Here is a 24,847-nt window from a genome sequence, read left to right as displayed (position 1 = left end):
AGATTAGAAGCTCTTTTATCTTCCTCGATTTCAGCGCAAAAATTCCCTGAGTTATACCTCAGTTGATAATCTTGCGGGTAGACAGTCTTGCCGGATCAAGTCTTGATAAGTTTCGCGGCGCAGAATTAAGTTAGCTTCTCCATCTTTAACGATGACTGCTGCGGGTCGCGCCAAGCGGTTATAATTCGATGCCATGCTGTAGTTATATGCCCCTGTTGCCAAAACCACGAGAATATCTCCTGGTTGAGATGGCGGTAAAGTTGCCTCTTTAATTAGAATATCGCCGGACTCGCAGTGTTTGCCTGCGATTGTGACTGTTTGCGTCGCGGGTGCAGACATCTTATTAGCGACGACGGCGCGATAAACTGACTGGTAAGTAATCGGACGCGGATTATCTGACATTCCACCATCTACAGCAACGTAGGTACGAATTCCAGGAATCGTTTTTGATGCTCCTACGGTGTAGGCAGTAACACACGCTGCGCCAATGAGCGATCGCCCTGGTTCGCAGAGTAACTTTGGTAGTGCTAGCTGTTGTGCAGCACAAGCATCTTTGATCGCTTCGCACACGCCCTTCACCCATGCTTCAATACTCGGCGGGTCGTCAGCTTCGGTGTAGCGAATTCCTAATCCGCCGCCGACGTTCAACTCTTCAATGTGTAAACCATAACCGCTTGCTTTATCCAACCATTGCACCATCACCCCTGCTAAATCTCGATGTGGTTGCTGCTCGAAAATCTGCGAACCAATATGTGCGTGTAAGCCTACGCAATTCAACGCCGAATGTTGACTAACAAACGCAAAAACTTTATCTAACTCATTGGGATCAAAGCCAAACTTACTATCTAAATGCCCCGTGCGAATATATTCATGCGTGTGACATTCAATTCCTGGTGTCAACCGCAACATTATGCGAATCGGATGATCGATACTCGATGACCAATTACCTAAGGTCTGCAACTCATACCAATTATCAACAACAATTGTGCAGCCTGAATCAATTGCTAATTTGAGTTCTTCTAAGGATTTGTTATTGCCGTGGAGATAAAGTTTATCGGGACTGACGCCTGCTTGCAACGCGGTATAAAGTTCGCCGCCTGAGACAACATCGATGCCCAAACCTTCTTGATGTGCGATCGCGCATACCGCAAGACAACTCCAAGCTTTTGAAGCATAAAGTACCTGCGAGCTTCCTGGATAATACTTTTGAAAAGCCTCGCGATACTGACGACAAGCGGTACGCAACGTGTCTTCATCCACAATATAAAGCGGCGAACCAAATTGCTGTACCAGCGTTGTGACGTCACACCCGCCAATTTCGAGGCGATCGCTGTTGTTAATTCGCGCGCTCAGTGGTAAAAGTTGTTGGTTAGGGGACACTGCGCCAGTTGAATTTGCAAGATACTGACGACCAGATTGCACCCCAGCAGGATGAGTCGATACCATAGTTGTGGATGTTTTCCTTTTGACAGGCGTAAGTAGGGTTCGTTTCCCAGTGTACAAACTGCTGTGACTTTATTAGAACTTAAATTTCTCGCACCTGAGCATCTCAAGGCATTGCTAGAGTTAGACCAAGCGTGCTTTGGCGGTCTTTGGACGTTAGAAGCCTACCAACGCGAGTTAGATAGTCCTAACAGCGATTTAATCGGTTTAATCAATCCGTTTGAACCCCATTCATTATTAGGGATGGGTTGTGTTTGGGCAATTCTTGAGGAAGCTCATATTACCATTTTGGCGGTGCATCCGCAATACCAACGCCAAGGTTTTGGTCAAGCGCTACTTTACGGACTCTTATCCGTAGCCGAAGAACGCGGCTTAGAACGCGCTACTTTAGAAGTCAGGGTTTCTAACGATGCGGCGATCGCGCTGTATCAAAAATTCGGTTTCAAAACTGCTGGACGCCGCAAACGCTACTACAAAGATACTGGAGAAGATGCCTTAATTCTTTGGCATGGGGGTTTAGCGCAACCCGAATTTCCGCAAACTTTAGCAAGTTGGGAATATCAAATTCAAACTCGCCTCGCCCGCTGCGGTTGGAAGCTAGAAATTGCTTTGTGTGGATATTCCGCAGATTCGCCCTTGACAAAAAAGTGAATTTCTGCTACAAATCTACTCTTGGGGCTTAACGATTTTAAGAATAGCAACCATTCAGAAACAAACTTCTCATGTCAAAGGGTTTGTCTTGTTGCCAAAGTTTGTTTGCTTCTAGATCAAATCTTTTGCTGGGTGTCTGAAAACCTGATAGAGCAAAAGTTGTAAAAAGTATAAATCTTCCCAAAAAAAGAGGGAAAACCGTGCTGTAGTTTGTATCATAATTTGACAGCCGGACATGAAGCCTATGCTAAAATCAGCGTACCGGCACGACTCAGGTATGGAAGAACGCCATGTTTGAACGCTTCACAGAAAAAGCTATTAAAGTGATCATGCTGGCCCAGGAAGAAGCTCGCCGCCTGGGTCACAACTTCGTAGGTACAGAGCAGATCCTCCTGGGTCTGATAGGGGAAGGGACAGGTGTAGCGGCTAAAGTGCTGAAATCTATGGGCGTCAACCTTAAAGACGCTCGGATTGAGGTAGAAAAAATTATTGGTCGAGGCTCCGGCTTTGTGGCAGTGGAAATTCCGTTTACCCCACGGGCAAAGCGAGTTTTGGAACTTTCTCTAGAAGAAGCACGCCAGCTAGGACATAACTATATTGGTACCGAGCACTTGCTACTAGGCTTAATCCGCGAAGGAGAAGGCGTTGCAGCAAGAGTACTAGAAAACTTAGGAGTTGATTTATCTAAAGTACGCACGCAAGTGATTCGGATGTTGGGAGAAACCGCTGAGGTATCAGCCGGATCTTCGCAATCTGGTCGCACTAAAACTCCAACACTCGATGAGTTTGGCTCGAACCTAACTCAAATGGCTGCCGAGGGTAAACTCGATCCTGTTGTTGGTCGTGCAAAAGAAATCGAGCGAGTTATTCAAATTTTAGGTCGTCGTACCAAGAATAATCCAGTATTAATCGGAGAACCTGGTGTAGGTAAAACCGCGATCGCCGAAGGTTTGGCGTCACGGATTGCCAACAAAGACATTCCCGATATCCTCGAAGAAAAGCGCGTCGTCACCCTCGATATCGGCTTGCTCGTTGCAGGTACAAAGTATCGTGGTGAATTTGAAGAACGCCTAAAGAAAATCATGGATGAAATCCGTTCGGCAGGGAACGTGATTTTGGTGATTGACGAGGTGCATACGCTGATTGGTGCGGGTGCGGCTGAAGGTGCGATCGACGCAGCAAACATCCTCAAACCTGCTTTGGCAAGAGGTGAATTGCAGTGTATCGGTGCAACAACACTCGATGAATACCGCAAACACATCGAGCGCGACGCCGCCCTCGAACGCAGATTCCAACCCGTGATGGTGGGCGAACCTTCGGTAGACGAAACAATCGAAATTTTGTATGGTCTACGCGAACGTTACGAGCAACACCACAAGCTGAAAATCTCGGATGAAGCACTTGTTGCAGCGGCAAAACTTTCCGACCGTTATATCAGCGATCGCTACTTACCAGATAAAGCCATCGACTTGATTGACGAAGCAGGTTCCAGAGTCCGTTTAATTAACTCGCAACTGCCTCCCGCAGCAAAAGAGTTAGATAAAGAACTGCGTCAAGTTCTTAAAGAAAAAGACGATGCGGTAAGATCGCAAGACTTCGACCGCGCGGGCGAACTCCGCGATCGCGAGATGGAAATCAAAGCCGAAATTCGGGCGATCGCGCAAAGCAAAACCACCAGCACCCGTGAGGGAGAAAATGATTCTCCAGTGGTGACTGAGGAAGATATCGCGCAAATCGTTGCTTCTTGGACAGGCGTACCTGTTAATAAACTCACCGAAACCGAATCCGAGAAACTGTTGCACATGGAAGACACCTTGCATCAGCGACTCATCGGTCAAGAAGATGCTGTTAAAGCAGTTTCCAAGGCAATTCGGCGGGCAAGAGTTGGCTTAAAAAACCCCAACCGTCCGATTGCAAGCTTTGTCTTCTCTGGACCTACAGGCGTAGGTAAAACCGAGTTAACGAAGGCGTTAGCCGCTTACTTCTTTGGTTCCGAAGAAGCGATGATCCGCTTGGATATGTCGGAATACATGGAACGCCACACCGTGAGTAAACTCATCGGTTCGCCTCCAGGATACGTTGGCTACAACGAAGGCGGCCAGTTAACCGAAGCCGTACGCCGCAGACCCTACACTGTTGTGCTATTCGACGAAATCGAAAAAGCACATCCCGATGTCTTCAATATGCTGCTGCAAATTCTTGAAGACGGTCGCTTAACCGATGCGAAAGGTCGCACCGTAGACTTTAAGAATACGTTGCTGATCTTGACCTCGAACATTGGTTCTAAGGTGATTGAAAAAGGTGGCGGTGGTTTAGGCTTTGAATTTGCTGAGAACCAAGCCGAAGCGCAATACAATCGCATTCGTTCCTTGGTCAACGAAGAACTCAAACAATACTTCCGTCCAGAGTTCTTGAACCGCTTGGATGAGATTATTGTCTTCCGTCAATTAACCAAAGACGAAGTCAAGCAAATCTCCGATATCCTCCTCAAAGAAGTGTTTGTGCGCTTAACCGAGAAGGGTATTACGCTAGAAGTCACTGATCGCTTCAAGGAGCGCTTAGTAGAAGAAGGATACAATCCGAGCTACGGTGCAAGACCATTACGCCGAGCCATTATGCGTTTACTTGAAGATAGTCTTGCAGAAGAGATTTTGTCGGGACGCATCAAGGACGGTGACACAGCGGTTGTTGATGTCGATGACACAGGTAACGTCAAAGTGCTTGCTGAACAGCGACGGGAATTGTTACCTCAAGCTGTCGAGCAGTAAGTTATTGCTTGGGACAGGGTGTAAGTAATTATACCCAAATCTTATTCACATAATACGACGGTAGAGCTTGAATCCTCTCTACCGTTTTTTTTGTAATTCCTACTATTTGATTGCCTTTTCTGTGCGATCCCAAGCAAGCTGTAGTAACTACGAAGAGTAAAAGTACAAATAACTTCCGTAGGGTCGAAGTCACAACAATCTTGTCGCTGATATTCTTAGTCTTGCTAAAAATCAGCTAACTAAGCTACATTCTTAGGTAGAACAAAGAGAGATTTAATAGCAAGCAACAAGCAAAGTATTAGCAGGCTTCTTTTTCAGCCAAGTTAACAAAATCCTCTGAGGAAAACGGCTCTGTTTAGTCCCGCAGCCTTGATTGAGTAGATGTATTTGTCATATCACGCGCCATTTGTAAATGCTTTTGTACTATTGGTAAAACTTTGGTAGCAAAAGCTCTCACATCAGGATCTTGACCAAACTCAATTGCACGCTGGTATAACACTTCCTGTTCAGCGTGACTTCTGACTCCTGCTTCATTCATGTAAGCTGTATCAAAACTGTTGCCGGATAGCGTAGACAATAAGTTCATCAGTGCTAGCTGTGTAGCATTTGGAGTTCTAGGAGGAACCACTCCCTTTGCAGTAGCTAACTTCAGAAGTTCATTGTTTGCTTGCGTATGGTCGTTAATCATCTGTTGTGCATAATCTCTCACAGATTGACTTGATGCCTGCCTCAACGCCAGTTCCCCTAACATGACTTCAGCGATTCCCCCTTGGGCGGCTTGAATAAAAAACTGTCTGTCTAAGGTACTTAAATTAGTTCTGTTTTGCTTGGATGCACCTATAGTTGGATCAGCCGCAACAACCCGTGGCTGAGCTACAGATTTATACTCCAAAGCGGCAACTAAACTGAGTGCCATAAGCGCAGCAGTTACAAGTGTTCGTTTGAGCATTGATGAATTACCTTACAAATTGATTCATGTTCTAAGTTCCTCTCTTTAATCAACTCCTGGTCAGGCTGATAAAGTGAAGAAATTTGCAGACAAGCACTTTTTTCGCTGCTTTTTAAGCGCAGCGACTTTTAATCCTAGTTATTGTTGCTGTTTTTAAAATCTTGTTAGCTTATTTTTGGTTGATACAGCAAACAAATACAGTCTCTATGTATACCTAACTCTTAATAATAAATCGTATTTGATCGCCATCCTCTATCTCAGGATAAGTTTAAACAACACAGGTAGATGTATTAAAAAATACTGCTTTGAGGTAAACTGCTTCTTTACCAACCTAACGGTTTTGCCTACTGCATAATGGCAGAATTTTGCATCGAGGTTTTACTTAAAGGGTTAGAGGCACATTAGCTTACTTCTGAACTTTGTCCAAATGAACTAGCATTCAAGATGTATATGAGCTACTCAATTTATGTTAAGCGTAATAGTTTTGAGCGACAAATCTTATACACAGCCAAAATGAATCATTCCTCATTTAATTTTTACAATATTCTTGGTAGTTTACCATCTGCATCAAAAGCTGAAATCACGAAAGCCGTAGCAATAGCAATGAAGCGCAAGCAACGTTCAGTAAATGTTACTTTGAAATTTCAAAGAGTCTTGATGAATCAGAAGAGCGGATCATTGCTGATTATCTACGTCCGATTTTACCGCTTATTAAACGTTTTAAATAGTCGATTTTTTTGGATTTAGAATAGCCAAAACCAACGTTAGAGTTACTACCAGGATTTGACTATTTAGAGTAAGCGATCGCCAATGCTATGCAAGAAGAAATTTTAGAACAAGAACCATTAACTAGCGCCAAACCTTAGTAACTACACAATAACCTCTAAAACCTTATTAATTGCAGCTTACTATAACAAGCTTTGTGTTCTTTGTGCCTTAGTGCTTCGTTCACTCTTCACAATATTAAGATAAATCATGCATTTTCTAGAGCTTATTTTCAAGAAAAATCAATCTTAAATCAAACATGACACTAATAAATTGACAAGTCAGAGTTACATTATTAGCCAAGATTTGCTAGAACGTACTGTGCAAGAAATTGGTAGTACGAAGCAACAACAAGTAGCACTTGAACAATTGCTACGCGAGCAGCACACATTAGCAACAGCAGCAAACGAAGAATTCTTAGAATTACTAGAAGGAAGCGTTACTTAAATACTTAGCCAACAATCCGCATCCAATCCCAGAATTCATTCAACGTTTACCGCGATCGCTTGCAGCCGTTCATCGCAAATTACTCAGTATTCACAAGAAAATTCAAGTCTATTCCCTAAGTAGGTTGCTACAATTAAATTAATATCTATGTACTTCGATTTAAGTGCATAATCAAAAGCGATCGCGATCGCTGGCTTATGGTAACAAGCATCTCGCAGCGGAATAACGTCAATGTTCTGGGTACCGGTCGTCAGACATTGATTTTTGCGCACGGTTTTGGTACGGATCAAAATGCCTGGCGGCATCAAGTTGCTGCTTTTGCCGATCGCTATCGCATTATTTTGTTCGATCACGTCGGCGCAGGAAAATCTGACTTTGCTGCGTATAGTCCGCACCGTTATAGCAGTCTGTATAGCTATGCTGAGGATTTACTCGATTTATGCGCTGAGTTGAAGCTGAAAGACAGCGTTTTAATCGGTCACTCAGTGAGTGGTATGGTAAGCTTGTTAGCTGCCCTAGTAGAGCCGCAATACTTCTGTAAATTAATTTTTATCGGCGCATCGCCACGCTATCTCAATGACGTTGATTATATCGGCGGTTTTGAGCAAGCTGATTTAGATCAACTGTACGCCGCAATGGCAGCAAACTACTACGCTTGGGCAAGTGGGTTTGCACCACTCGTGATGGGGAATCCCGATCAACCTGAACTCGCGATCGAGTACGCGAATACTTTATCTGCGATTCGCCCTGATATCGCGCAAGCGGTGGCGCGGGTGATTTTTCAGTCGGATCACCGCGATGAGTTACCGCGACTCAAGATACCTGTGGATATCTTACAATCAAATAATGATATTGCTGTACCGCTAGAAGTTGGTCAGTACATGGCACAAAAGATCGCTAATAGTACGCTGACAAATATTCCCACAACCGGACATTTACCGCATCTCAGCGCACCCGAAACCGTTACCCGCGCGATCGCCTCATGTCTCGCCAATATCTAACACTGAATCATCCAGATTGGCTACCAACATTTAGACCAATATTATTTGCTGCCATCCTGATTTTTGTCTGCTTAGGTGTGTTGCAAGGATGGACATTTTTGTTATTAGCGCTCATTTTGTTAACTGTATGCGTAGGTTTACCGCTGCAACTTGAACAAGCACTACTCGTTAGTGCTGTTATCTTTCTGGTTGGTATATCCTCTCCCGTACAGCTTTTACAAACTCTTGGTTTATGTAGTGTCGTTATTAGCAGTCTTCCCTTAAATAAGTTCCTGCGCGATATCGAGTGGCGTTTAGCTGCACAATCTGTCCTTGTGACGCTGGCGAATGCTGATAAAAGTACAACCCCAAATACGCTCATCAACCAAGCATTAACACTTTTACAACAGATAACTCGTGCAGATATTGCGATCGCCTTACGTCAAATCGATGATGTCACCGCCCAAATCATCGCCAGTTTTCCAGCAAAATCACTTCCTGCTTCCCTCACTACACCTGCACTATTTGCCGATGCATTAAAGCAAAACCGTTGTCTTTACTACAACGACTATCCTGCAACTTCTGACGCTTCGCACATTTTACTCGCACAAGGTGCTAAGTCCGTTGCGGTGCTACCACTCGTTGCGTCAGATACAAAAGGTGCCATTTTGCTGATTTGGCAGCGTTACACCTTGATGACTCCACAAATGCGGCAATTTGTCGAGTTATTGTTGGGCGAGTTACGTACATTACTACAATTTACTGACACAACGATCCGCCTTGATAAACTGCGATCGCGTTTTCGTGCCATGCTAGAAACCATTCATCAAGGAGTTGTCTTTGTTGATGAAAGTGGCGAACAAGGCTGGATTAATCAAGCCGCTGCGGTACAACTAGGGTTACAACCAGGTGCAGTAGAACCACCCGTTTTGGCGCAAGCAATGGCAAAATTGCGGACGAGTGCTGACAATCAAAGCGAAATCGCTGCCCAAGCCGCACAATTTTTTGCGCAACCACTGTCTTGGAAACTTCCCTCAACGGGGGACACCCCCGCGCGGGAGTTTCCGCAAGCCGAAATTCGTAACTGGTATTGGATTTTTCAAGGCGAAACACCAAAAGTTTTGAGTATCTCTAGTACAGCAACGCGCGTGCAGAACGTACCTGGTAGATTGTGGATATTCGATGATATTACTGAGCAATATCTCAATCAAAAAATGCTTGTGCGACGTACTCAAGAGTTATCACAAGCGAATCAAGAACTAGAGAAAGCAAAAACAGATGCTGAAGCCGCAACACGTGTTAAAAGTCAATTTTTGGCAAACATGAGCCATGAAATTCGCACTCCGATGAATGCGATTGTCGGGATGGCGAATTTATTGTTGAGTACTCCATTATCACAGCAACAAAAAGAGTTTTTAGAAACGATTCGTACAAGTAGTAATGTTTTGTTGATACTACTCAACGACGTTTTGGAATTATCGAAAATTGAGTCGGGTAAGCTTGAATTAGAACAGCGTGCTTTTAATTTAAGAACTTGTGTCGAAGAAGCGGTAGAGATCTTAGCTTTCAAAGCAGCAGAAAAGAATATTGAATTAGCCTATATTATTCACCCAGATACTCCAAGTAATATTGTTGGCGATGTGACTCGCTTACGACAAATCCTCGTAAATCTACTTAGTAATTCTGTTAAATTTACACATCAAGGTGAGGTGGTTGTTTCGGTGACAGCCCGTGAGTTGGAGTGCGCTAATAAACTAGCGGGGAGGTATGAAATTCAATTTGCAGTCAAAGATACAGGAATTGGCATTCCGATAGAGACGATAGAACATTTATTTCAAGCTTTTAGCCAAGGCGATGCTTCGATTACACGTGAATATGGCGGTACTGGCTTAGGTTTAGCGATCGCTAAGCAGTTATGTGAGATGATGCAAGGTCGAATCTGGGTGGAAACGCAAGCCGATCAGGGTTCTACTTTTTATTTCACGATCGCAACAACAATTGATACGAGCGTTTTTCCTCCAGATAGTTGCGCATTGCACTTTGCACGAAAGCGGATGTTAATTGTGGTAGATCATCCAACGATTTTACAATCTTTAGTTTGGCAAGCACAATCATGGGGTATAGTTCCCCACAGTTTAGAACCCACAGCAGCACTTGCCCAAATTCAGCAAGGTACATTATTTGATGTTGTGATTGTCGATGCACAAATACATCAATCCGATGCGTTAATTGCTATCTGTCAAGATTCAAAGTTACCATTGATCTTATTAACAACAATTACCACCCAAAACGTACTGCCGCAAATAGCGCAACGAGAGTATGTAAGTTACCTAACTAAACCAATCAAAACATCGCATCTTTACAGTATCTTAAGCCAAATTTGGGATCAATTATTAGAATCTGATACTAATAACAGTGACTCCACATTTGCAGCACACTTACCACTGCGAATTTTGCTTGCAGAAGACAACATTGTTAACCAAAAAATTGCTTTACATATTTTGCAATCTTTAGGTTATCACGCAGACGTTGCTAGTAATGGATTAGAAGTTTTAGATACTCTACGTCGTCAAAATTATGATGTTGTTTTGATGGATGTGCAAATGCCAAAAATGGACGGTTTGACAGCAACGCGTCAGATTGTTCAAGAATTTGGGGCAGAAATCCGTCCTAGAATTATTGCGATGACGGCGAATGCGATGCAAGAAGACAAAGAAGAATGCCTCGCCGCTGGTATGAATGATTACATTAGTAAGCCGATACAAGTCGAAGAACTCACGCAAGCGCTACTGAAAACTCCAAAGCCGCATACTTCTTATTCACTGACGCTTCATCCGCAACCTTCAGCCGCGATCGATTTTCAAAAACTCGAATCTCTGAAAAAAATGATAGGGGAAAATGCGGATAATATTGTAGCTGAGTTAGTCAAATGTTACATTGAAGATTCAGCAAAGCTTATCCAAGAAATGGTAAGTGCAAGCGAAAGTGACGATGCGATCGCACTACGTAAAGCCGCGCATACGCTCAAATCAAGTAGTGCTACGCTGGGTGCAATGACGCTCGCGCAACAAAGTAAAGAATTAGAAACAAACAGTACTGACGGAAATTCAAGCGCGATATTATACAAAGTAGAGCAAATAAAGCTTGAGCTTGCCAGAGTCAAAGCCGCTCTGCAAGCTGAATTTCAAAAAGGTCAGAAATCAGAGGTCAGAAATCAGGAAAACTTACACTTACAAACTTGATATCAAATCCGGTTGAGTAGTGATAACAAAAATCGTCAGTAAAAGTGAAGGGTGTCTAGTAAATAGTCACTAACCACTCATCAAAGCGTAACGCTACCAATATTCTGGCTATTTAGCTGGAGATGATATCAAATTAAGATGAGAACATAAAGTATCTCAATATAAATTTTACGAACCTTGGTAAATCCTTGACCTTTGACCTCCGACCCCCGATCCTTTCTTTCGAGGTATGAATATTACCGATCCTGAACAAGATCCTCCCCTCGTCCTTATTGTTGATGACGAGAAATTTACGCGGCTGCAACTGCGGCTAGCAATGGAACAAGTCGGCTATCAAGTTGTAGAAACAAGCAACGGCGAAGAGGCGCTAGTCGCTTATACGCAGGTGCAACCAGACATTATATTACTCGATGCCTTAATGCCCGCGATGGACGGGTTTACGTGTAGTAGAGCGTTACAAACGCTTCCTGGAGGCGATCGCACGCCAATCTTAATGATTACTGCCTTAGAAGATCAAGAGTCGGTCGATCGCGCTTTTGCAGCAGGAGCTACAGATTATATCACAAAACCAATTCACTGGGCAGTACTGCGGCAGCGAGTATATCGTTTATTGCAGGCGAGTCGAGCAACCGAAAAATTACGCCAGCAGACAGAACGCGCGCGCGTCAGTGAAGAAAGGCTACGATTAGCTTTAGATGCAGCGCATATGGGAACTTGGGATTGGGATTTGCTCAATAACAAGATTTCGTATTCGGCAACCGCAGCAGCTAATATGGGAGTTGCGGAAGTGGCGGTTGACACCTACGAAAGTTTCTTAGAAAGCGTTCATCCTGAAGATCGTCAAGTCTTAGAACAAATCATCAATACGGCGATCGCACAGCGAACCGACTACGATGTCGAATTTCGTGTGGTTTGGGCAGATGGTAGTATTCATTGGATTGCAGCGCGAGGTCAAGTTTACTACAACGAGACAGGCACAGCGATTCGCATGACGGGAATTAATATAGATATTACCGATCGCAAACACGCTGAAGCCGCATTACAACAGCAAACGTTGCGATCGCAGCTATTCGCAGATATCACATTCAAAATTCGGCGATCCTTGCACATCGAAGAAATTTTGCAAACGACGGTGACTGAAGTGCAAAGACTTTTGCTGTGCGATCGCGTTGTTTTATTTCAACTGTCGTCGGATGGTTCGGGTAAAGTTGTCAAAGAAGAAGTTGTTCCAGGACTTACCGCGATTCTTGGGCGCAATCTCCACGATCCTTGCTTTGAAAAACAATACCTTGATAAATATATTCGCGGGCATATTGGTTGTGTTGCAGACATTTATAACTCAGGGATTCAACAGTGCTACATCGACTTTTTGAAACAATTTCAAGTTGTCGCCAATTTAGTCGTCCCGATTTTTATTAAAGAAAAACTGTGGGGTTTACTCATTGCGCATCAGTGCTATAAACCTCGACAGTGGAGTCACTTTGAAGTTGAACTACTGCAACAACTCAGCGATCAAATTGGCATTGCTTTAGCCCAAGCGCAACTCCTCGAAGACGAAACGCGCCAACGTCAAGAACTAACGCGTGTGAATGCCGAATTACAACAGTTTGCGTCAGTTGCTTCGCACGATCTCCAAGAACCATTACGTAAAATTCAAGCTTTTGGTAATCGTTTGAAGGCAATGTATGGCGACGTACTCAACGATCAAGGGCGCGATTATCTCGATCGAATGCAGAACGCCGCGCAGCGGATGCAAGCTTTAATCGATGACTTACTGACACTTTCGCGAATCGCAACACGCGCACAGCCGTTTGTCCCTGTGAATCTCACGCAAGTAGCCCAAGAAGTGTTATCCGATTTAGAAATCCTTATCCAGCAAACCAATGGACGCGTCATGCTGTGCGAATTACCCACAATTGATGCTGACGCGCTGCAAATGCGGCAGTTGTTACAAAACTTAATTGGCAATGCGTTAAAATTTCACCAACAAGATCAAGTACCAATTGTTAAGATTTACAGCCAAGCGCTTGAAGATTGGCAAAGCACAGAAGGTGAAGAATCGCTAGATGCCAAGCTTTGTGAAATTATTATAGAAGATAACGGTATAGGTTTTAACGAAAAATATCTCGACCGGATCTTTAACGTTTTTCAACGACTACATAGTCGCAGCGATTACGAAGGAACGGGCATGGGTTTAGCAATCTGCCGAAAAATCGCCGAACGTCATGGCGGTAGGATTACAGCAACGAGTAAGCCGATGCAAGGAGCAAAATTTATCGTCACGCTGCCAATCAAACATAATAGAGGAGATTGAATATCAGTGAGGAGGCGTCGCACAACCGTCACAATTTTAATGGCTGATGATGATGAGGACGACTGTATGCTAGCACGCGAGGCGTTTTCAGAAAGCCGATTGGCAAACGATCTGCACTTTGTTCGAGATGGCGAAGAGCTAATGGATTATTTGTATCAACGCGGCAAATACGCTGTTGCAAATAGCGCGCCTCGTCCAGGGCTAATTTTACTTGATTTGAATATGCCCAGAAAAGACGGTCGTGAAGCACTCAAAGAAATCAAGGCTGACCCAAGTTTAAGACAGATTCCTGTTGTTGTCCTCACAACATCAAAAGCCGAAGAAGATATTTATCGTAGCTACGATTTAGGTGCGAACTCATTTATCACGAAACCAGTAACGTTTGCCTCGTTAGTCGATGTAATGCGAACCATAGGTAAATATTGGTTTGAAATTGTGGAATTGCCGATAGAAGGCGTGGGAGATGGGCATGGATAATCAACCAATCCGAGTACTCCTCGTGGATGATGACGAAGATGATTATATCCTCACGCGTGATTGGTTTTTAGATCAAGGCAATAGCTTTGACCTAGAGTGGGTCACAAGCTACAATGCGGCGCTAGCAGCGATCGCCCAAAATCGGCATGATGTTTATCTTCTCGATTATCGTTTAGGCGATCGCAATGGCTTAGAACTTTTACGCGCAGCGATGAAAGCAGGCTGTACTGCACCGATGATTCTCCTGACTGGGCAAGGCGATCACGAAATTGATGTTGAAGCAATGAAAGCCGGTGCAGCCGATTATCTCGAAAAAAGTCAAATTACCGCTTATGCTTTAGAACGTTCGATTCGCTACGCACTCGAACGCAAACGCACTGAACAAAAAATCCGCGAACAAGCCGCTTTACTCGATGTCGCTACTGATGCAATTAGCGTCCAAGCATTAGATAGCACAATTTTATTTTGGAACAAAGGCGCAGAAAGATTGTATGGTTGGACTGCCCCCACCGCGATAGGGAAAAAAGCCAGCGAACTATTGTATTTAGATGTTCCGACGCAACTCGCGATCGCGCAGAAAATTGTCCTCGCGCAAGGCGAATGGCGCGGACAGTTATCGCAAGTTACTCAAACTGGTGCAGAAATCATCGTCGAAAGTCGTTGGACACTTGTGCGTGACGAACAAGGGCAACCTAAATCAATTTTGGTCGTTAATACCGATATCACTGAGAAAAAACAACTAGAAGCCCAATTTTTACGCGCGCAACGCATGGAAAGCCTCGGTACGCTGGCAAGTGGCATCGCGCACGATCTTAATAATATCCTCGCACCTATCTTAATGACGGCTCAACTTTTGGAAACACAACTCCACGACGAACGCAGTCAACGACTCTTACCCATACTCGTAACTAATGCCAAACGCGGTGCAGCCTTAGTCAAACAAGTACTGTCTTTTGCCAAAGGGCTGGAAGGAAAACGCAGCGTCTTACAACTGCGGCATATTATATCAGAAATTAAGCAAATTACAAAAGAAACTTTTCCTAAATCGATTGAAATTTGCATTGATGTTCCCCAATCGCTGTGGACAGTTTCGGGCGATGCAACGCAGCTACATCAGGTATTAATGAACCTCTGCGTTAATGCACGGGATGCGATGCAAGAAGGCGGTACTTTGACGATTTCAGCACAGAATTTAGAAGTCGATCAAAGCTATGTGCGCAAACATCTTGATGCTAAGGTGGGGTCTTACGTTGTGCTTACCGTTGCTGATACAGGATGTGGCATTCCACCAGAAGTCATGGATCGCATTTTTGAGCCATTTTTCACCACAAAAGGAATCGGTAAAGGGACAGGGCTGGGACTTTCTACAGTCATTGGTATTGTGAAAAGTCATGGCGGGTTTATTAATGTAGAAAGTGAAATTGGTAAAGGAACACAATTTCAGATGTATTTACCAGCAGTAGAAGCAGTCGAAACGCTCGAAGTAGAGGATTTGGAACTGCCGCAAGGGCATGGTGAATTAATCTTGGTTGTTGATGATGAAGCACCGATCCGAGAAACGACAAAAACCTCACTCGAAACTTATAATTATCGCGCGGTCACTGCGAGTAATGGCATTGAAGCAGTTGCTTTATATGCAGAATATCGCGATGAAGTCAGTGTCGTGATTACTGATATGCTCATGCCTGCAATGGATGGTCCAACAACAATCCGCACGTTACAAAAAATGAATCCGATGGTGAAAGTGATTGCCGTGAGTGGATTAGCGTCTAAAGATAAAATGAATACGGTTGCAGCGGCGGGAGTCAAAAGTTTTTTGTCTAAGCCATTTACGACACAAGAATTACTGCAAACAATTGATGGCATTTTGCACCCTAATAAGCGCGTGAGTAGCACAACACAATTACCTACGTTGCTTTAAGCTTTGCTACTGCCCATAAGATATAACAGCGCCATCCGCACCGCAACGCCACTCGTTACCTGTGTCTGAATTAAGCTAAATTGCGGATCGTCCATCAGATCAGAACTAATTTCGACGCCGCGATTCACAGGACCTGGATGCAGGACTTTAACATCAGATTGACAAATCCGCAGGCGATCGCGTGTAATGCCAAAGTGCTGATGGTATTCGCGCAAACTTGGTAACAAATACTGCGTCATGCGTTCTTTTTGCAACCGCAGTGTCATCACAAAATCAGCATTTTGCAGTGCCGGTTCGACTTGCCAATGTAAAAATAGCTTACCAGGAGTGTCGGTAGCGAATTGTGCGAACAACGGCGGTAATAGTGTCGGTGGTGCGGCTAAGTGGACTTCGGCACCGCTTGCTGTTAAGCTCCAAATATTCGACCTTGCGACGCGTGAGTGTAGAATATCACCAACAATTGCAATTTTTTTGTCTTTTAGAAGTTCCAAGCGGGGACGGTCGGGATCAATTAGCGTACATATTGTAAATAAATCCAGTAACGCTTGCGAAGGATGTTCGTGTTGACCGTCACCCGCGTTTAATACTCCAACTCTGACTCCTAGGCGATCCATTTCCGAAGCGATCGCTTGGGGAACTCCGGCTTCGCGATGGCGAATCACCATCATATCGGTTCCCATCGCCAAATACGTTTTTGCAGTATCTAAAATTGTTTCGCCTTTGGTTAACGATGACGTGGAGGCGGCAAAATTAAGCGTATCTGCGGATAATCGTTTGGCTGCAAGTTCAAAGCTACTGCGAGTCCGTGTCGATGGTTCAAAAAATAAGTTGGCAACCACTTGTCCTTGCAATGTTGGGACTTTCTTTGTCCGCCGTGATAAGACCTCACGAAAGCTTGCGGCGGTTTGTAAGACTGTATCGTATTCTTCCGGCGTGAAATCTGCAAGCGAAAGAACGTGATGACGAGTCCAAGTTGTGGTTGCCATGAGTGGTAAGCGATCGGGGGTTTGTGTTGGTATCGTATCAAATATTTTGGTGTGGTTCAGGGGTAAGGCGTGCTTTCGGGAATGGGTAAGGCGTGCTTTCGGGAATGGGTAAGGCGTGCTTTCGGGAATGGGTAAGGCGTGCTTTCGGGAATGGGTAAGGCGTGCCTTACCCGTACGGGGCTGTGAATTTATGTGCTAGGCTTTGCGTAGGTAAGATAGTAAAAGATTGGTAATTTCTTGCTCTAGTTGCCCATTATTGAAAATTTCTGGACATTCAATGACGGCTGCATGAGTTAAAGCTTCTACCGTTCTTACTAAGATAAATTTAGTCAGGTCGAGATTTTGGGGGTCAATGCGATCGCGCCATTGTGAGCTTCTTTATTCGGATCGCCTCGACAGTAACTTGAGATTTGAAATTACATAGAATTGCTTGCAGTACCTAAATGAGAGTGAGTTTGAACGCTAATAGTTGCTTGGACAGTAACGAGTATATTTATCAACCGCGCCAACGGGTAGATATATTTAGTGTTTTGCGCTTGTGGCTACCTCAACACCCTGTTTTTTTAGTTATATTGCTACTCGTAGTATACTCACATGAATGGGTTTGCTGTTAACTTGGATAGCGTTTCGTCTAGCCATGCCTTACATAATTGAAAGGGTAAGTTCATAATGACAGTTGAAATGAGCGATCGCGAGTTAGCGACTCAAAATGACGATTCAGAGGTGGTAATTTCGGTCAATAATGTTTCTAAAAAATTTTGCCGAGATCTCAAAGCCTCTTTATTTTATGGCGTTCAAGATATCGCTAGCGATTTAGTTGTCGGTAAAAGAAAAAGCGAAGTTCTTAGAAAAAAGGAATTTTGGGCGCTTAAAGATGTTGATTTTCAACTGCGGCGCGGACAGGCTTTAGGTCTAATTGGTGCAAATGGTGCAGGGAAAAGTACGTTACTGCGAATTATTAGTGGTTTGATCAAGCCAGATACAGGAACTGTCAGTGTTAACGGTCGAGTTGCTCCCTTAATTGCACTAGGAGCGGGTTTTAACCCAATTTTGACCGGAAGAGAAAATATTTACGCTAATATGTCCATTTTAGGGCTTTCAACGCGAGAAATCAAAAAGCGCTTTGATGAGGTCGTTGATTTTGCCGAAATGTGGGAAGCTATTGACGCACCTGTACAAAGCTATAGTTCTGGCATGGCGGCGCGGTTAGGTTTTGCTTGTGCTGTTTATGTAGAGCCAGAGATCTTACTCATTGATGAGGTTTTGGCGGTAGGAGATATTAAATTTAAGATGAAATGCCACCGCAGACTTGCCAAATTGCGCGAACAAGGAACGGCATTTGTTTTAGTATCGCACAATCCTCATAATGTGATGAATATCTGCGATCGCTCGATTTATTTGGCAAGAGGTCAACTGATTATGAGCGGAGATACCGAAGTCGTTATTCGCAAGTATGAAGAAGACTTGTGTTTAAGCGGTACAGAAATTGCCACAGGACAAATGATTTTGCCAGAAAAGCCAAAATCAGAGAGTTTAGGACTCGATATCCTTTCGCTTGCTTTCAAAGATGCCAACGGTCAAATTCTGACTGAGTTGATGACTGGAGAACCTGCTTATTTATCGATAGAATGTAAATCCTATAAAACCCTTGAAGATCTCAGCGTCAAAATTCTTGTTAAAGCTTTTTCAGGAGAGCATGAGATAGTTTTATACGTCACCTCCGATACAGATGGGACATCGCTAAAAATAGTCCCAGGGCGCGCAGAAATTCAGATGCAAATGCCTTTTTGCGGTCTAACTCCTGGCACATACCATGCAAAAATTTATATTCGTCAAAGAGAGTATGATTTTGATGGCGTGGAGTCTTTTCGATTTACCGTCAAGTCAGATCGAACCATTAGCCGCTGTTTGTACTATCAACCTCGGACGTGGCAAGTCGTGCAATCATCTGTCTCAAGATAGATCTTTGTGAAACACAATAAAACTGCCCAAACCCAGCTACCTCAAATTAAACGTTTTGTGCTACGGGTTTGAGGCTGTTTTTCAGTTAAAAATGTCTAAGTCCCGCTAACATGAAGTTCTGTTGACTTTGGTGCTGTTTGAAGCAGATGCTCGCCAAGACGGCGCGCGAGTGCCAGGATTGTGAACGTGGGTGAGTACGACGGACCAGTCGGAAACACCGCCGAACTGGCGATATAAAGGTTTTCAGTACCGAATACGCGACAATTCGTATCGACGACACCTTCTTCAGCTCGGCTAGCCATACGAGTCGTCCCCATTTGATGGGCTGCGTCGGTCATATTCTCTAAACTCGGCGGGTCGTTCCCAAAATCAAAGGTGCCAAGTCCGACTTCTGCGAACCGCTGCGTTAAGAGTTGCAGCGTCTTTGCCATTGAATCCCGATCTTGGTCAGTGAAGCACCAGTCAACCTCTAGCTTTCGTTGTCCTAGTGCATCGTATTCGGTTCCTAACTTAATGCGACTGCTCTTATGAGGAGCCTGCTCAGTGACAAACTTGACTCGGTAGGCGGCGACTCGTCCGTTACCGTCTCGGCACGTAGGACGGAACCGCAAAATGCGCCACACGCGATCTTTTGGTTTCTCGTAAATTGGTTTCAAGTACAGAACATGCTCAAGTAGCTTATGCTGTTGCTGGGTTGCGTCGTCAAGTGCAAAGCATATACAGAAACGTGGCTTGGGGGCATATTGTAGCTCGCGGGCATATTGTCGAGTTAAAGGACCAGGCTGTAGTGTTCCAGTATGATGTTTAGGATGATCTGTATAAAACCGACCAACGAGGTCGCTTGCATTGCCGATACCATGAGGTAGTTGACGGTTTGAGGCTAGTAGAAGACGCGCAGCTTCAAACGCCCCAGTCGCAATGACGACGACATCGCCTTCGACGATCAGTTCTCGTCCCTCGAGCGATCGGCAAGCGACGGCAGTTACACGCTGGCAAGAATCATCAAGTCTTAACTCAGTTGCGGTTGCACCGAGGACGACGTGCAAATTTTTTGAGCGGCGCATCTCGTCACCAAAGCGTATCGCCGTGCGCGTGGGGGTCTTTTCCCAATAGAAACTGCTCATTTTCAAACCACCTGCGGCGAGCTTGGCTCGAAGTTCCATAATTTCAGGACGTACAGCTTCTGCTTCTAGATCGCCAAAACCGTAATCCTTCGCCGCCGAACGGTAGTGTTCCAAAAGATCGGTAAAGCTGATTGGCCAGCCACTATTGGCAACCCAGGGTCTACCATCGAAATCGATTGGTTGCAGGTATTTCCATTTGCCCGTCCAGACGTTACTCGTGCCACCAAACTGACGCACGCGACTAACTCCGCGTAACTCTGGTGGTAGGTATCGATGGTAGTAAGCATCTGGATCGAGTTCGCGATGGCGTTTACCAAGAAAGATGACATCGTTCAATGCCTGGATCGATGGATCGAATTGCTCGCGCCCGCTTTCTACGAGGATCACCTCTCGACCATGACGCGCAAGGTGTGTTGCCAACTCTGCTCCTGCGATCCCAGAGCCGAGTACAACTATCTGCCCCCGCAGCTTCGTTTGCTCACCCATCTCAAGAATATCAGTAATCATATGAACTCCATCTATTCGGGTCTTCAATGGTTAAAGTATTCACTGCCACCTGTCATCGAGAGGTGCTAAACAAGTAATGGTTCATTATAGTCGTAATGTATAAAATATCAAAAAGTTATTTAGCTGCCTCCGTAATTTATCGATTAGGCGATCGCATTTTTCTCGCGTTGGACATGGTTGAGATTAACAGCGATCGCGGCTTTACTCGGTATCACTCAAGCTTCTTCGGTCAAAATCTGAGCGGTGGCTATTAACATCGCCTCGACAGTATAGCAGGGGTCAGAGATCATTTGACAGTGGACAGTTGATAGTTGACAAAGTCTTCCCACACTCTCTTCACTGTCAACTGTTCACTGTTCACTGTCCACTATCAACGGCGAGTCATTTTAACAAACCCTGTCCACCGTTGTGGACTATCACCAGAATAAGCGGTCTAGAAATCTTTTTCTGCGATTTTGTGAAGCATCGCGAGTGTCTCATCACACCAATTTAGCAATGCTTGACTTGTGTAGAGTCCGTATCGCAGCGTTGCCATGCAGTAAGGGTAATCGGGATCGTTGCAATGCTGGTGCTGCAACTTTTGCTCGATCGCGCGATATTCTTGCAACAATTTTTGTTGAAACTCCTGAAATTGCTTGACGTGCGCAATATTATCTGCTGTAGAGATTTCTCGCCCAAAGAACAGCTTTAGCAAGATCTCGATGCGTTCTGTTGGACGATCGGCTGGTTCAGTTAACCACTGGCGTAGTTCTTCTTTACCTTTTTCAGTCAATGCATAAACGTAGCGATCTGGCTTTCCTACTTGTTCTTCTACAGATTTTGTCGCTAAGCCTTCTGCAACGAGAAGCTTGAGGATGGGGTAAATTTGACCGTAACTTTCGTGCCAAAAGTAGTTAACGCTTTTTTCAATTTCTTTTTTAATGTCGTAACCGGACATAGGACCCCAAGTCAAGATTCCCATAACTGCATACTTGCTTTTATTCTCGCGTTTCATATACAATCTATTGCATATCTCTAAAAGATATATAACAATCAGAGCTAAGTCAAAGCTAGATTTAGGGTGCGATCGCCATTGTCAACCTCATTCAGCATGGAGTGTATTGATAGCCATGTTTCAGTCGAGTGTTAGCGATAAGCCAACCATCAAACCAGTATTTCGGCGGGTTACTATTCTAGCGGTTATCGGTGCGGTAACTACAGGCGGAATTCTCTACGGTGTTTCGCGTTTCCAGATTAGGCAAAGCGCTGCACCTACTCCTACGGTTAGCGTACCGCAAGTACAAGTAATTACAGCATTAGGGCGTTTGGAACCATACCAAGAAGTGATTCAGCTATCTGCACCCGTTTCATCCGAAGGTAGCCGTGTTGATGAATTGCTGGTGAAACGAGGAGATAAAGTTCGTCAAGGACAAGTTGTCGCAATTTTAGATAGTCGCGTTCGCCTCCTGACAGCGTTAGAACAAGCGCAGCAACAAGTGAAAGTTGCCCAAACACGTTTAGCACAAGTTAAAGCGGGTGCAAAATCTGGAGAAATTAATGCACAAACCGCAGCGATCGCACGCATTGAAGTTGAAAAGCAGGAAGAAACTAAAGCACAACAAGCAACAGTTGCACGATTAGAAGCCGAGGTTAGTAATGCTCAGCTTGAATATCAGCGATATCAAAAATTATATCAAGAAGGGGCAATTTCTACATCTGAACGCGATAGCAAAAGATTAACTCTACAAACTGTACAGCAACAACTCAATGAAGCACAAGCAAATTTGAATCGCATTACAAGAAGTAGACAAGAACAAGTTGATGAAGCGAAAGCAACATTAGATCGCATCGCTGAAGTTCGTCCTGTAGATGTTGCAGCAGCGCAAGCCGAGGTTGATAGTGCGGTTGTTGCAGTGAAGCAAGCGCAGGCAAATTTAGATTTAGCGTATGTGCGATCGCCTCGCGATGGACAAATCATGAATGTTCATTCTTGGGCGGGTGAAATTGTTGGTAATGATGGAATTGTTGATATTGGACAAACTGAGCAAATGTATGTTGTTGCTGAAGTTTATGAAAGCGATATTCAAAAAGTTCGTTTAGGTCAAATGGTAACAATTACTAGTAGTGCTTTTGCTGGACAATTGCAGGGAAAAGTTGATGAAATTGGTCTAGAAATTGGTAAGAAGGATGTTTTAGATACCGATCCAACGGCAAATATTGATTCGCGAGTTGTTGAAGTGAAAGTTCGTCTCGATCCTGATGCTAGTCGGCGAGTTGCTGGTTTGACTAATTTGCAGGTGAAGACTGTGATTGAGCTTTGAGTAACGAACCACCAAGGGCACAAAGTGCGTAAAGAAAAGAGATAACAAAGAGACGTTCGCAAGCAGTTTAGGAGCGTTGTATAGCAAATGAAACGTAAAACTCCGTTGGCTTGGTGGCAGGTGAGTCGTGAAAGAACGCGGCTGTTGATTGCAATGGCGGGAATTGCTTTTGCTGATATGTTGATGTTTTTGCAAATGGGTTTTCAGGCTGCGCTTTATGATAGTAATACGCGAATGCATCGCAGTATGCGGGCTGATTTGGTTTTGTTGAGTCCGCAAGCACAAAATATTGTTAATCTCTCAACTTTTCCGCGCAGTCGGTTGTATCAAGCAATGAGTTTTGCTGGTGTTGAATCGGCTGTACCTTTGTATGCTGAAACGGCTAATTGGAAGGTTCCGCAAACGCGCCTTAATAGTGCTGTCTTGGTTTTGGCTTTTAATCCAGAGAAATCAGTTTTTAGTTTACCAGGAGTTGAGCAGAATCTCGATCGCATTAAATTACCTGATACGTTTTTGTTTGATAGTGGTTCTAGAGGAGAATACGAGCAGACGATCGCACAACTGAAACAAGCGCAGTTGGTATTTACAGAATTTAGCGATCGCAAGATTGAAATTGATGGTTTATTTAATGTTGGGGCTTCGTTTGCGGCAGATGGGAATTTAATTACAAGTGACTTGAATTTCTTGCGGATTTTTCCTCAACGTACAGCCGCCGAAGTGAGTGTAGGTTTAGTGACATTGAAACCTGGTAGCAATCCGCAGCAAGTTGCAGCTATTTTAAAGGCTGGATTGCCTAATGATGTTAAAGTATTGACGCATGAAGAGTTTGTCGAAACGGAAAAAACATATTGGGCTAATAATACACCAATTGGCTTTATTTTTAGTTTGGGAACTGCGATCGGATTTGTCGTTGGCGTTGTTATTGTTTATCAAATTCTCTACAGCGATGTTTCGGATCATTTAGCTGAGTACGCAACGCTAAAAGCAATGGGATACAAAGATATCTATTTGCTTGGTATCGTTTTTCAAGAAGCAATTATTCTCGCAATTATTGGCTTTGTTCCTGGTTACATGATTTCTGTAGGGCTTTATAGCCTAACAAGAAGTGCAACAAATTTACCTCTATTTATGACACTGGCAAGAGCAATTTCCGTCTTTTGCTTGACGATCATTATGTGTCTTGCTTCTGGACTTATTGCAATGCGAAAACTTCGCGCTGCCGATCCCGCAGATATTTTCTAGGAAATACTGTTGGTAATTGGCAAGAATACTTCATCTACACTCATACTGAAATACATCTAGAAAATGTATGCAACAATCTGTAATTAATATCAAAAACCTCAATCACTATTTTGGTCAAGGACAGTTACGCAAACAAGTACTCTTTGATATCAATTTAGAAATATTTCCTGGCGAGATTGTTATCATGACAGGACCATCAGGTTCAGGAAAAACGACGTTACTGAGTTTAATTGGTGGGTTAAGATCTGCTCAAAAAGGTAATTTACAAGTTTTGGGGCGAGAATTGTGTGGTGCGAGTAAAAATCAGCTAGTACAAGTGCGACGCCATATTGGATATATTTTTCAGGCGCATAATTTATTAAAGTTTTTGACAGCACAGCAAAATGTGCAAATGTCAATTGAGTTACACGAAAACATTTCTTATCAAGAAGTTCGCGAAAAATCCGCAGCCATCCTGGAAACTGTAGGATTAGGAAACCGACTCAATTATTATCCTGAAGATTTATCAGGAGGACAAAAACAACGCGTTGCAATCGCCCGCGCTTTAGTCAGTCGTCCTCAATTAGTTTTAGCTGATGAACCGACTGCGGCTTTAGATAGTAAATCAGGACGCGATGTTGTGGAGTTGATGCAACAATTAGCGAAAGAACAAGGAACAACAATTTTGTTAGTAACTCACGATAACCGCATTTTCGATGTTGCAGATCGCATTGTGCATATGGAAGACGGACAATTAGCTCAAAATAGCAAACTTGCAACAGCAGTATAA

18 protein-coding genes are annotated in these 24,847 nt (G+C 44.0%); 13 read left to right on the top strand and 5 right to left on the bottom strand.

Annotated elements, in window-relative coordinates; translation table 11 throughout:
* Positions 1-51: 51 nt before the first annotated feature.
* Entirely contained in the window at positions 52-1,446 is a 1,395-nt protein-coding gene (gene lysA / locus GLO7428_RS13345) for a diaminopimelate decarboxylase (RefSeq protein ID WP_015189080.1), read from the bottom strand.
* Between the two features lie 63 nt (positions 1,447-1,509).
* Here lysA and rimI point away from each other — a divergent pair, with 63 nt between their 5' ends.
* The gene (gene rimI / locus GLO7428_RS13340; protein WP_015189079.1) at positions 1,510-2,094 is read left to right on the top strand and encodes a ribosomal protein S18-alanine N-acetyltransferase; all 585 of its coding nucleotides are present in this window, start codon (positions 1,510-1,512) and stop codon (positions 2,092-2,094) included.
* A gap of 290 nt (positions 2,095-2,384) precedes the next feature.
* The gene (locus GLO7428_RS13335; protein ID WP_015189078.1) at positions 2,385-4,862 is read left to right on the top strand and encodes an ATP-dependent Clp protease ATP-binding subunit; all 2,478 of its coding nucleotides are present in this window, start codon (positions 2,385-2,387) and stop codon (positions 4,860-4,862) included.
* A gap of 355 nt (positions 4,863-5,217) precedes the next feature.
* Here the strand turns inward: GLO7428_RS13335 and GLO7428_RS13330 are convergent, their stop codons facing one another.
* On the bottom strand, positions 5,218-5,811 hold the full coding sequence (locus tag GLO7428_RS13330; protein WP_015189077.1) for a DUF4142 domain-containing protein: 594 nt from the start codon (positions 5,809-5,811) through the stop codon (positions 5,218-5,220).
* Positions 5,812-6,849: 1,038 nt separating this feature from the next.
* Between GLO7428_RS13330 and GLO7428_RS27865 the strand changes: the two genes are divergently transcribed.
* The 6 genes from GLO7428_RS27865 to GLO7428_RS13300 all read left to right on the top strand — a co-directional run bounded on the left by GLO7428_RS27865 (position 6,850) and on the right by GLO7428_RS13300 (position 15,957).
* Entirely contained in the window at positions 6,850-7,023 is a 174-nt protein-coding gene (locus GLO7428_RS27865; RefSeq protein ID WP_155823730.1) for a hypothetical protein, read from the top strand.
* Between the two features lie 197 nt (positions 7,024-7,220).
* On the top strand, positions 7,221-8,024 hold the full coding sequence (locus GLO7428_RS13320; protein ID WP_015189075.1) for an alpha/beta fold hydrolase: 804 nt from the start codon (positions 7,221-7,223) through the stop codon (positions 8,022-8,024).
* On the top strand, positions 8,006-11,245 hold the full coding sequence (locus GLO7428_RS13315; RefSeq protein WP_015189074.1) for a response regulator: 3,240 nt from the start codon (positions 8,006-8,008) through the stop codon (positions 11,243-11,245). The genes GLO7428_RS13320 and GLO7428_RS13315 overlap by 19 nt, the downstream gene beginning before the upstream one ends.
* Before the next feature lie 229 nt (positions 11,246-11,474).
* On the top strand, positions 11,475-13,559 hold the full coding sequence (locus tag GLO7428_RS13310) for a response regulator (RefSeq protein ID WP_015189073.1): 2,085 nt from the start codon (positions 11,475-11,477) through the stop codon (positions 13,557-13,559).
* A 6-nt stretch (positions 13,560-13,565) separates the two neighbouring features.
* Positions 13,566-14,036: a response regulator gene (locus GLO7428_RS13305; RefSeq protein ID WP_015189072.1), complete on the top strand. Its 471-nt coding sequence runs from the start codon at positions 13,566-13,568 to the stop codon at positions 14,034-14,036.
* Positions 14,029-15,957 (top strand): PAS domain-containing sensor histidine kinase, encoded by a 1,929-nt coding sequence (locus GLO7428_RS13300; protein ID WP_015189071.1) that lies wholly within the window; start codon positions 14,029-14,031, stop codon positions 15,955-15,957. Before GLO7428_RS13305 ends, GLO7428_RS13300 begins: the two co-directional genes overlap by 8 nt.
* Here GLO7428_RS13300 and GLO7428_RS13295 read toward each other — a convergent pair.
* Complete coding sequence (locus GLO7428_RS13295) at positions 15,954-16,943, bottom strand: aspartate carbamoyltransferase catalytic subunit (protein WP_015189070.1); 990 nt, start codon at positions 16,941-16,943, stop codon at positions 15,954-15,956. The genes GLO7428_RS13300 and GLO7428_RS13295 overlap by 4 nt on opposite strands.
* 669 nt (positions 16,944-17,612) lie before the next feature.
* Between GLO7428_RS13295 and GLO7428_RS13290 the strand changes: the two genes are divergently transcribed.
* Positions 17,613-18,905: an ABC transporter ATP-binding protein gene (locus tag GLO7428_RS13290; protein WP_015189069.1), complete on the top strand. Its 1,293-nt coding sequence runs from the start codon at positions 17,613-17,615 to the stop codon at positions 18,903-18,905.
* A gap of 95 nt (positions 18,906-19,000) precedes the next feature.
* On the opposite strand, the gene GLO7428_RS13285 is transcribed toward GLO7428_RS13290, so the two are convergent.
* Positions 19,001-20,536, bottom strand: coding sequence for a GMC oxidoreductase (locus GLO7428_RS13285; RefSeq protein WP_015189068.1), 1,536 nt, complete (start codon positions 20,534-20,536; stop codon positions 19,001-19,003).
* Between the two features lie 95 nt (positions 20,537-20,631).
* Here GLO7428_RS13285 and GLO7428_RS27860 point away from each other — a divergent pair, with 95 nt between their 5' ends.
* Complete coding sequence (locus tag GLO7428_RS27860) at positions 20,632-20,790, top strand: hypothetical protein (protein ID WP_155823727.1); 159 nt, start codon at positions 20,632-20,634, stop codon at positions 20,788-20,790.
* Positions 20,791-20,969: 179 nt separating this feature from the next.
* On the opposite strand, the gene GLO7428_RS13280 is transcribed toward GLO7428_RS27860, so the two are convergent.
* Entirely contained in the window at positions 20,970-21,530 is a 561-nt protein-coding gene (locus GLO7428_RS13280; protein ID WP_015189067.1) for a PadR family transcriptional regulator, read from the bottom strand.
* 115 nt (positions 21,531-21,645) lie between these two features.
* Between GLO7428_RS13280 and GLO7428_RS13275 the strand changes: the two genes are divergently transcribed.
* From GLO7428_RS13275 to GLO7428_RS13265, 3 genes are all read left to right on the top strand, one after another.
* Positions 21,646-22,836, top strand: coding sequence for an ABC exporter membrane fusion protein (locus GLO7428_RS13275; protein ID WP_015189066.1), 1,191 nt, complete (start codon positions 21,646-21,648; stop codon positions 22,834-22,836).
* Positions 22,837-22,923: 87 nt separating this feature from the next.
* Positions 22,924-24,078, top strand: coding sequence for an ABC transporter permease DevC (gene devC, locus GLO7428_RS13270; RefSeq protein ID WP_015189065.1), 1,155 nt, complete (start codon positions 22,924-22,926; stop codon positions 24,076-24,078).
* A gap of 67 nt (positions 24,079-24,145) precedes the next feature.
* Complete coding sequence (locus GLO7428_RS13265; protein WP_015189064.1) at positions 24,146-24,847, top strand: DevA family ABC transporter ATP-binding protein; 702 nt, start codon at positions 24,146-24,148, stop codon at positions 24,845-24,847.

The sequence above is a fragment of the Gloeocapsa sp. PCC 7428 genome, assembly GCF_000317555.1.
GTDB lineage: Bacteria > Cyanobacteriota > Cyanobacteriia > Cyanobacteriales > Chroococcidiopsidaceae > Chroogloeocystis.
The sequence above is the reverse complement of the archived record's forward strand: the minus strand, read 5'-3'. Positions and strand labels throughout refer to the sequence as shown.

What these genes read in the sequence shown, in the direction of transcription:
- lysA (WP_015189080.1), bottom strand. Translation starts at nt 1,446, where the DNA reads ATGGTATCGACTCATCCTGCTGGGGTGCAATCTGGTCGTCAGTATCTT.
- GLO7428_RS13335 (WP_015189078.1), top strand. Translation starts at nt 2,385, where the DNA reads ATGTTTGAACGCTTCACAGAAAAAGCTATTAAAGTGATCATGCTGGCC.
- GLO7428_RS13330 (WP_015189077.1), bottom strand. Translation starts at nt 5,811, where the DNA reads ATGCTCAAACGAACACTTGTAACTGCTGCGCTTATGGCACTCAGTTTA.
- GLO7428_RS13320 (WP_015189075.1), top strand. Translation starts at nt 7,221, where the DNA reads ATGGTAACAAGCATCTCGCAGCGGAATAACGTCAATGTTCTGGGTACC.
- GLO7428_RS13315 (WP_015189074.1), top strand. Translation starts at nt 8,006, where the DNA reads ATGTCTCGCCAATATCTAACACTGAATCATCCAGATTGGCTACCAACA.
- GLO7428_RS13310 (WP_015189073.1), top strand. Translation starts at nt 11,475, where the DNA reads ATGAATATTACCGATCCTGAACAAGATCCTCCCCTCGTCCTTATTGTT.
- GLO7428_RS13300 (WP_015189071.1), top strand. Translation starts at nt 14,029, where the DNA reads ATGGATAATCAACCAATCCGAGTACTCCTCGTGGATGATGACGAAGAT.
- GLO7428_RS13295 (WP_015189070.1), bottom strand. Translation starts at nt 16,943, where the DNA reads ATGGCAACCACAACTTGGACTCGTCATCACGTTCTTTCGCTTGCAGAT.
- GLO7428_RS13290 (WP_015189069.1), top strand. Translation starts at nt 17,613, where the DNA reads ATGACAGTTGAAATGAGCGATCGCGAGTTAGCGACTCAAAATGACGAT.
- GLO7428_RS13285 (WP_015189068.1), bottom strand. Translation starts at nt 20,536, where the DNA reads ATGATTACTGATATTCTTGAGATGGGTGAGCAAACGAAGCTGCGGGGG.
- GLO7428_RS27860 (WP_155823727.1), top strand. Translation starts at nt 20,632, where the DNA reads ATGTATAAAATATCAAAAAGTTATTTAGCTGCCTCCGTAATTTATCGA.
- GLO7428_RS13280 (WP_015189067.1), bottom strand. Translation starts at nt 21,530, where the DNA reads ATGAAACGCGAGAATAAAAGCAAGTATGCAGTTATGGGAATCTTGACT.
- GLO7428_RS13275 (WP_015189066.1), top strand. Translation starts at nt 21,646, where the DNA reads ATGTTTCAGTCGAGTGTTAGCGATAAGCCAACCATCAAACCAGTATTT.
- devC (WP_015189065.1), top strand. Translation starts at nt 22,924, where the DNA reads ATGAAACGTAAAACTCCGTTGGCTTGGTGGCAGGTGAGTCGTGAAAGA.
- GLO7428_RS13265 (WP_015189064.1), top strand. Translation starts at nt 24,146, where the DNA reads ATGCAACAATCTGTAATTAATATCAAAAACCTCAATCACTATTTTGGT.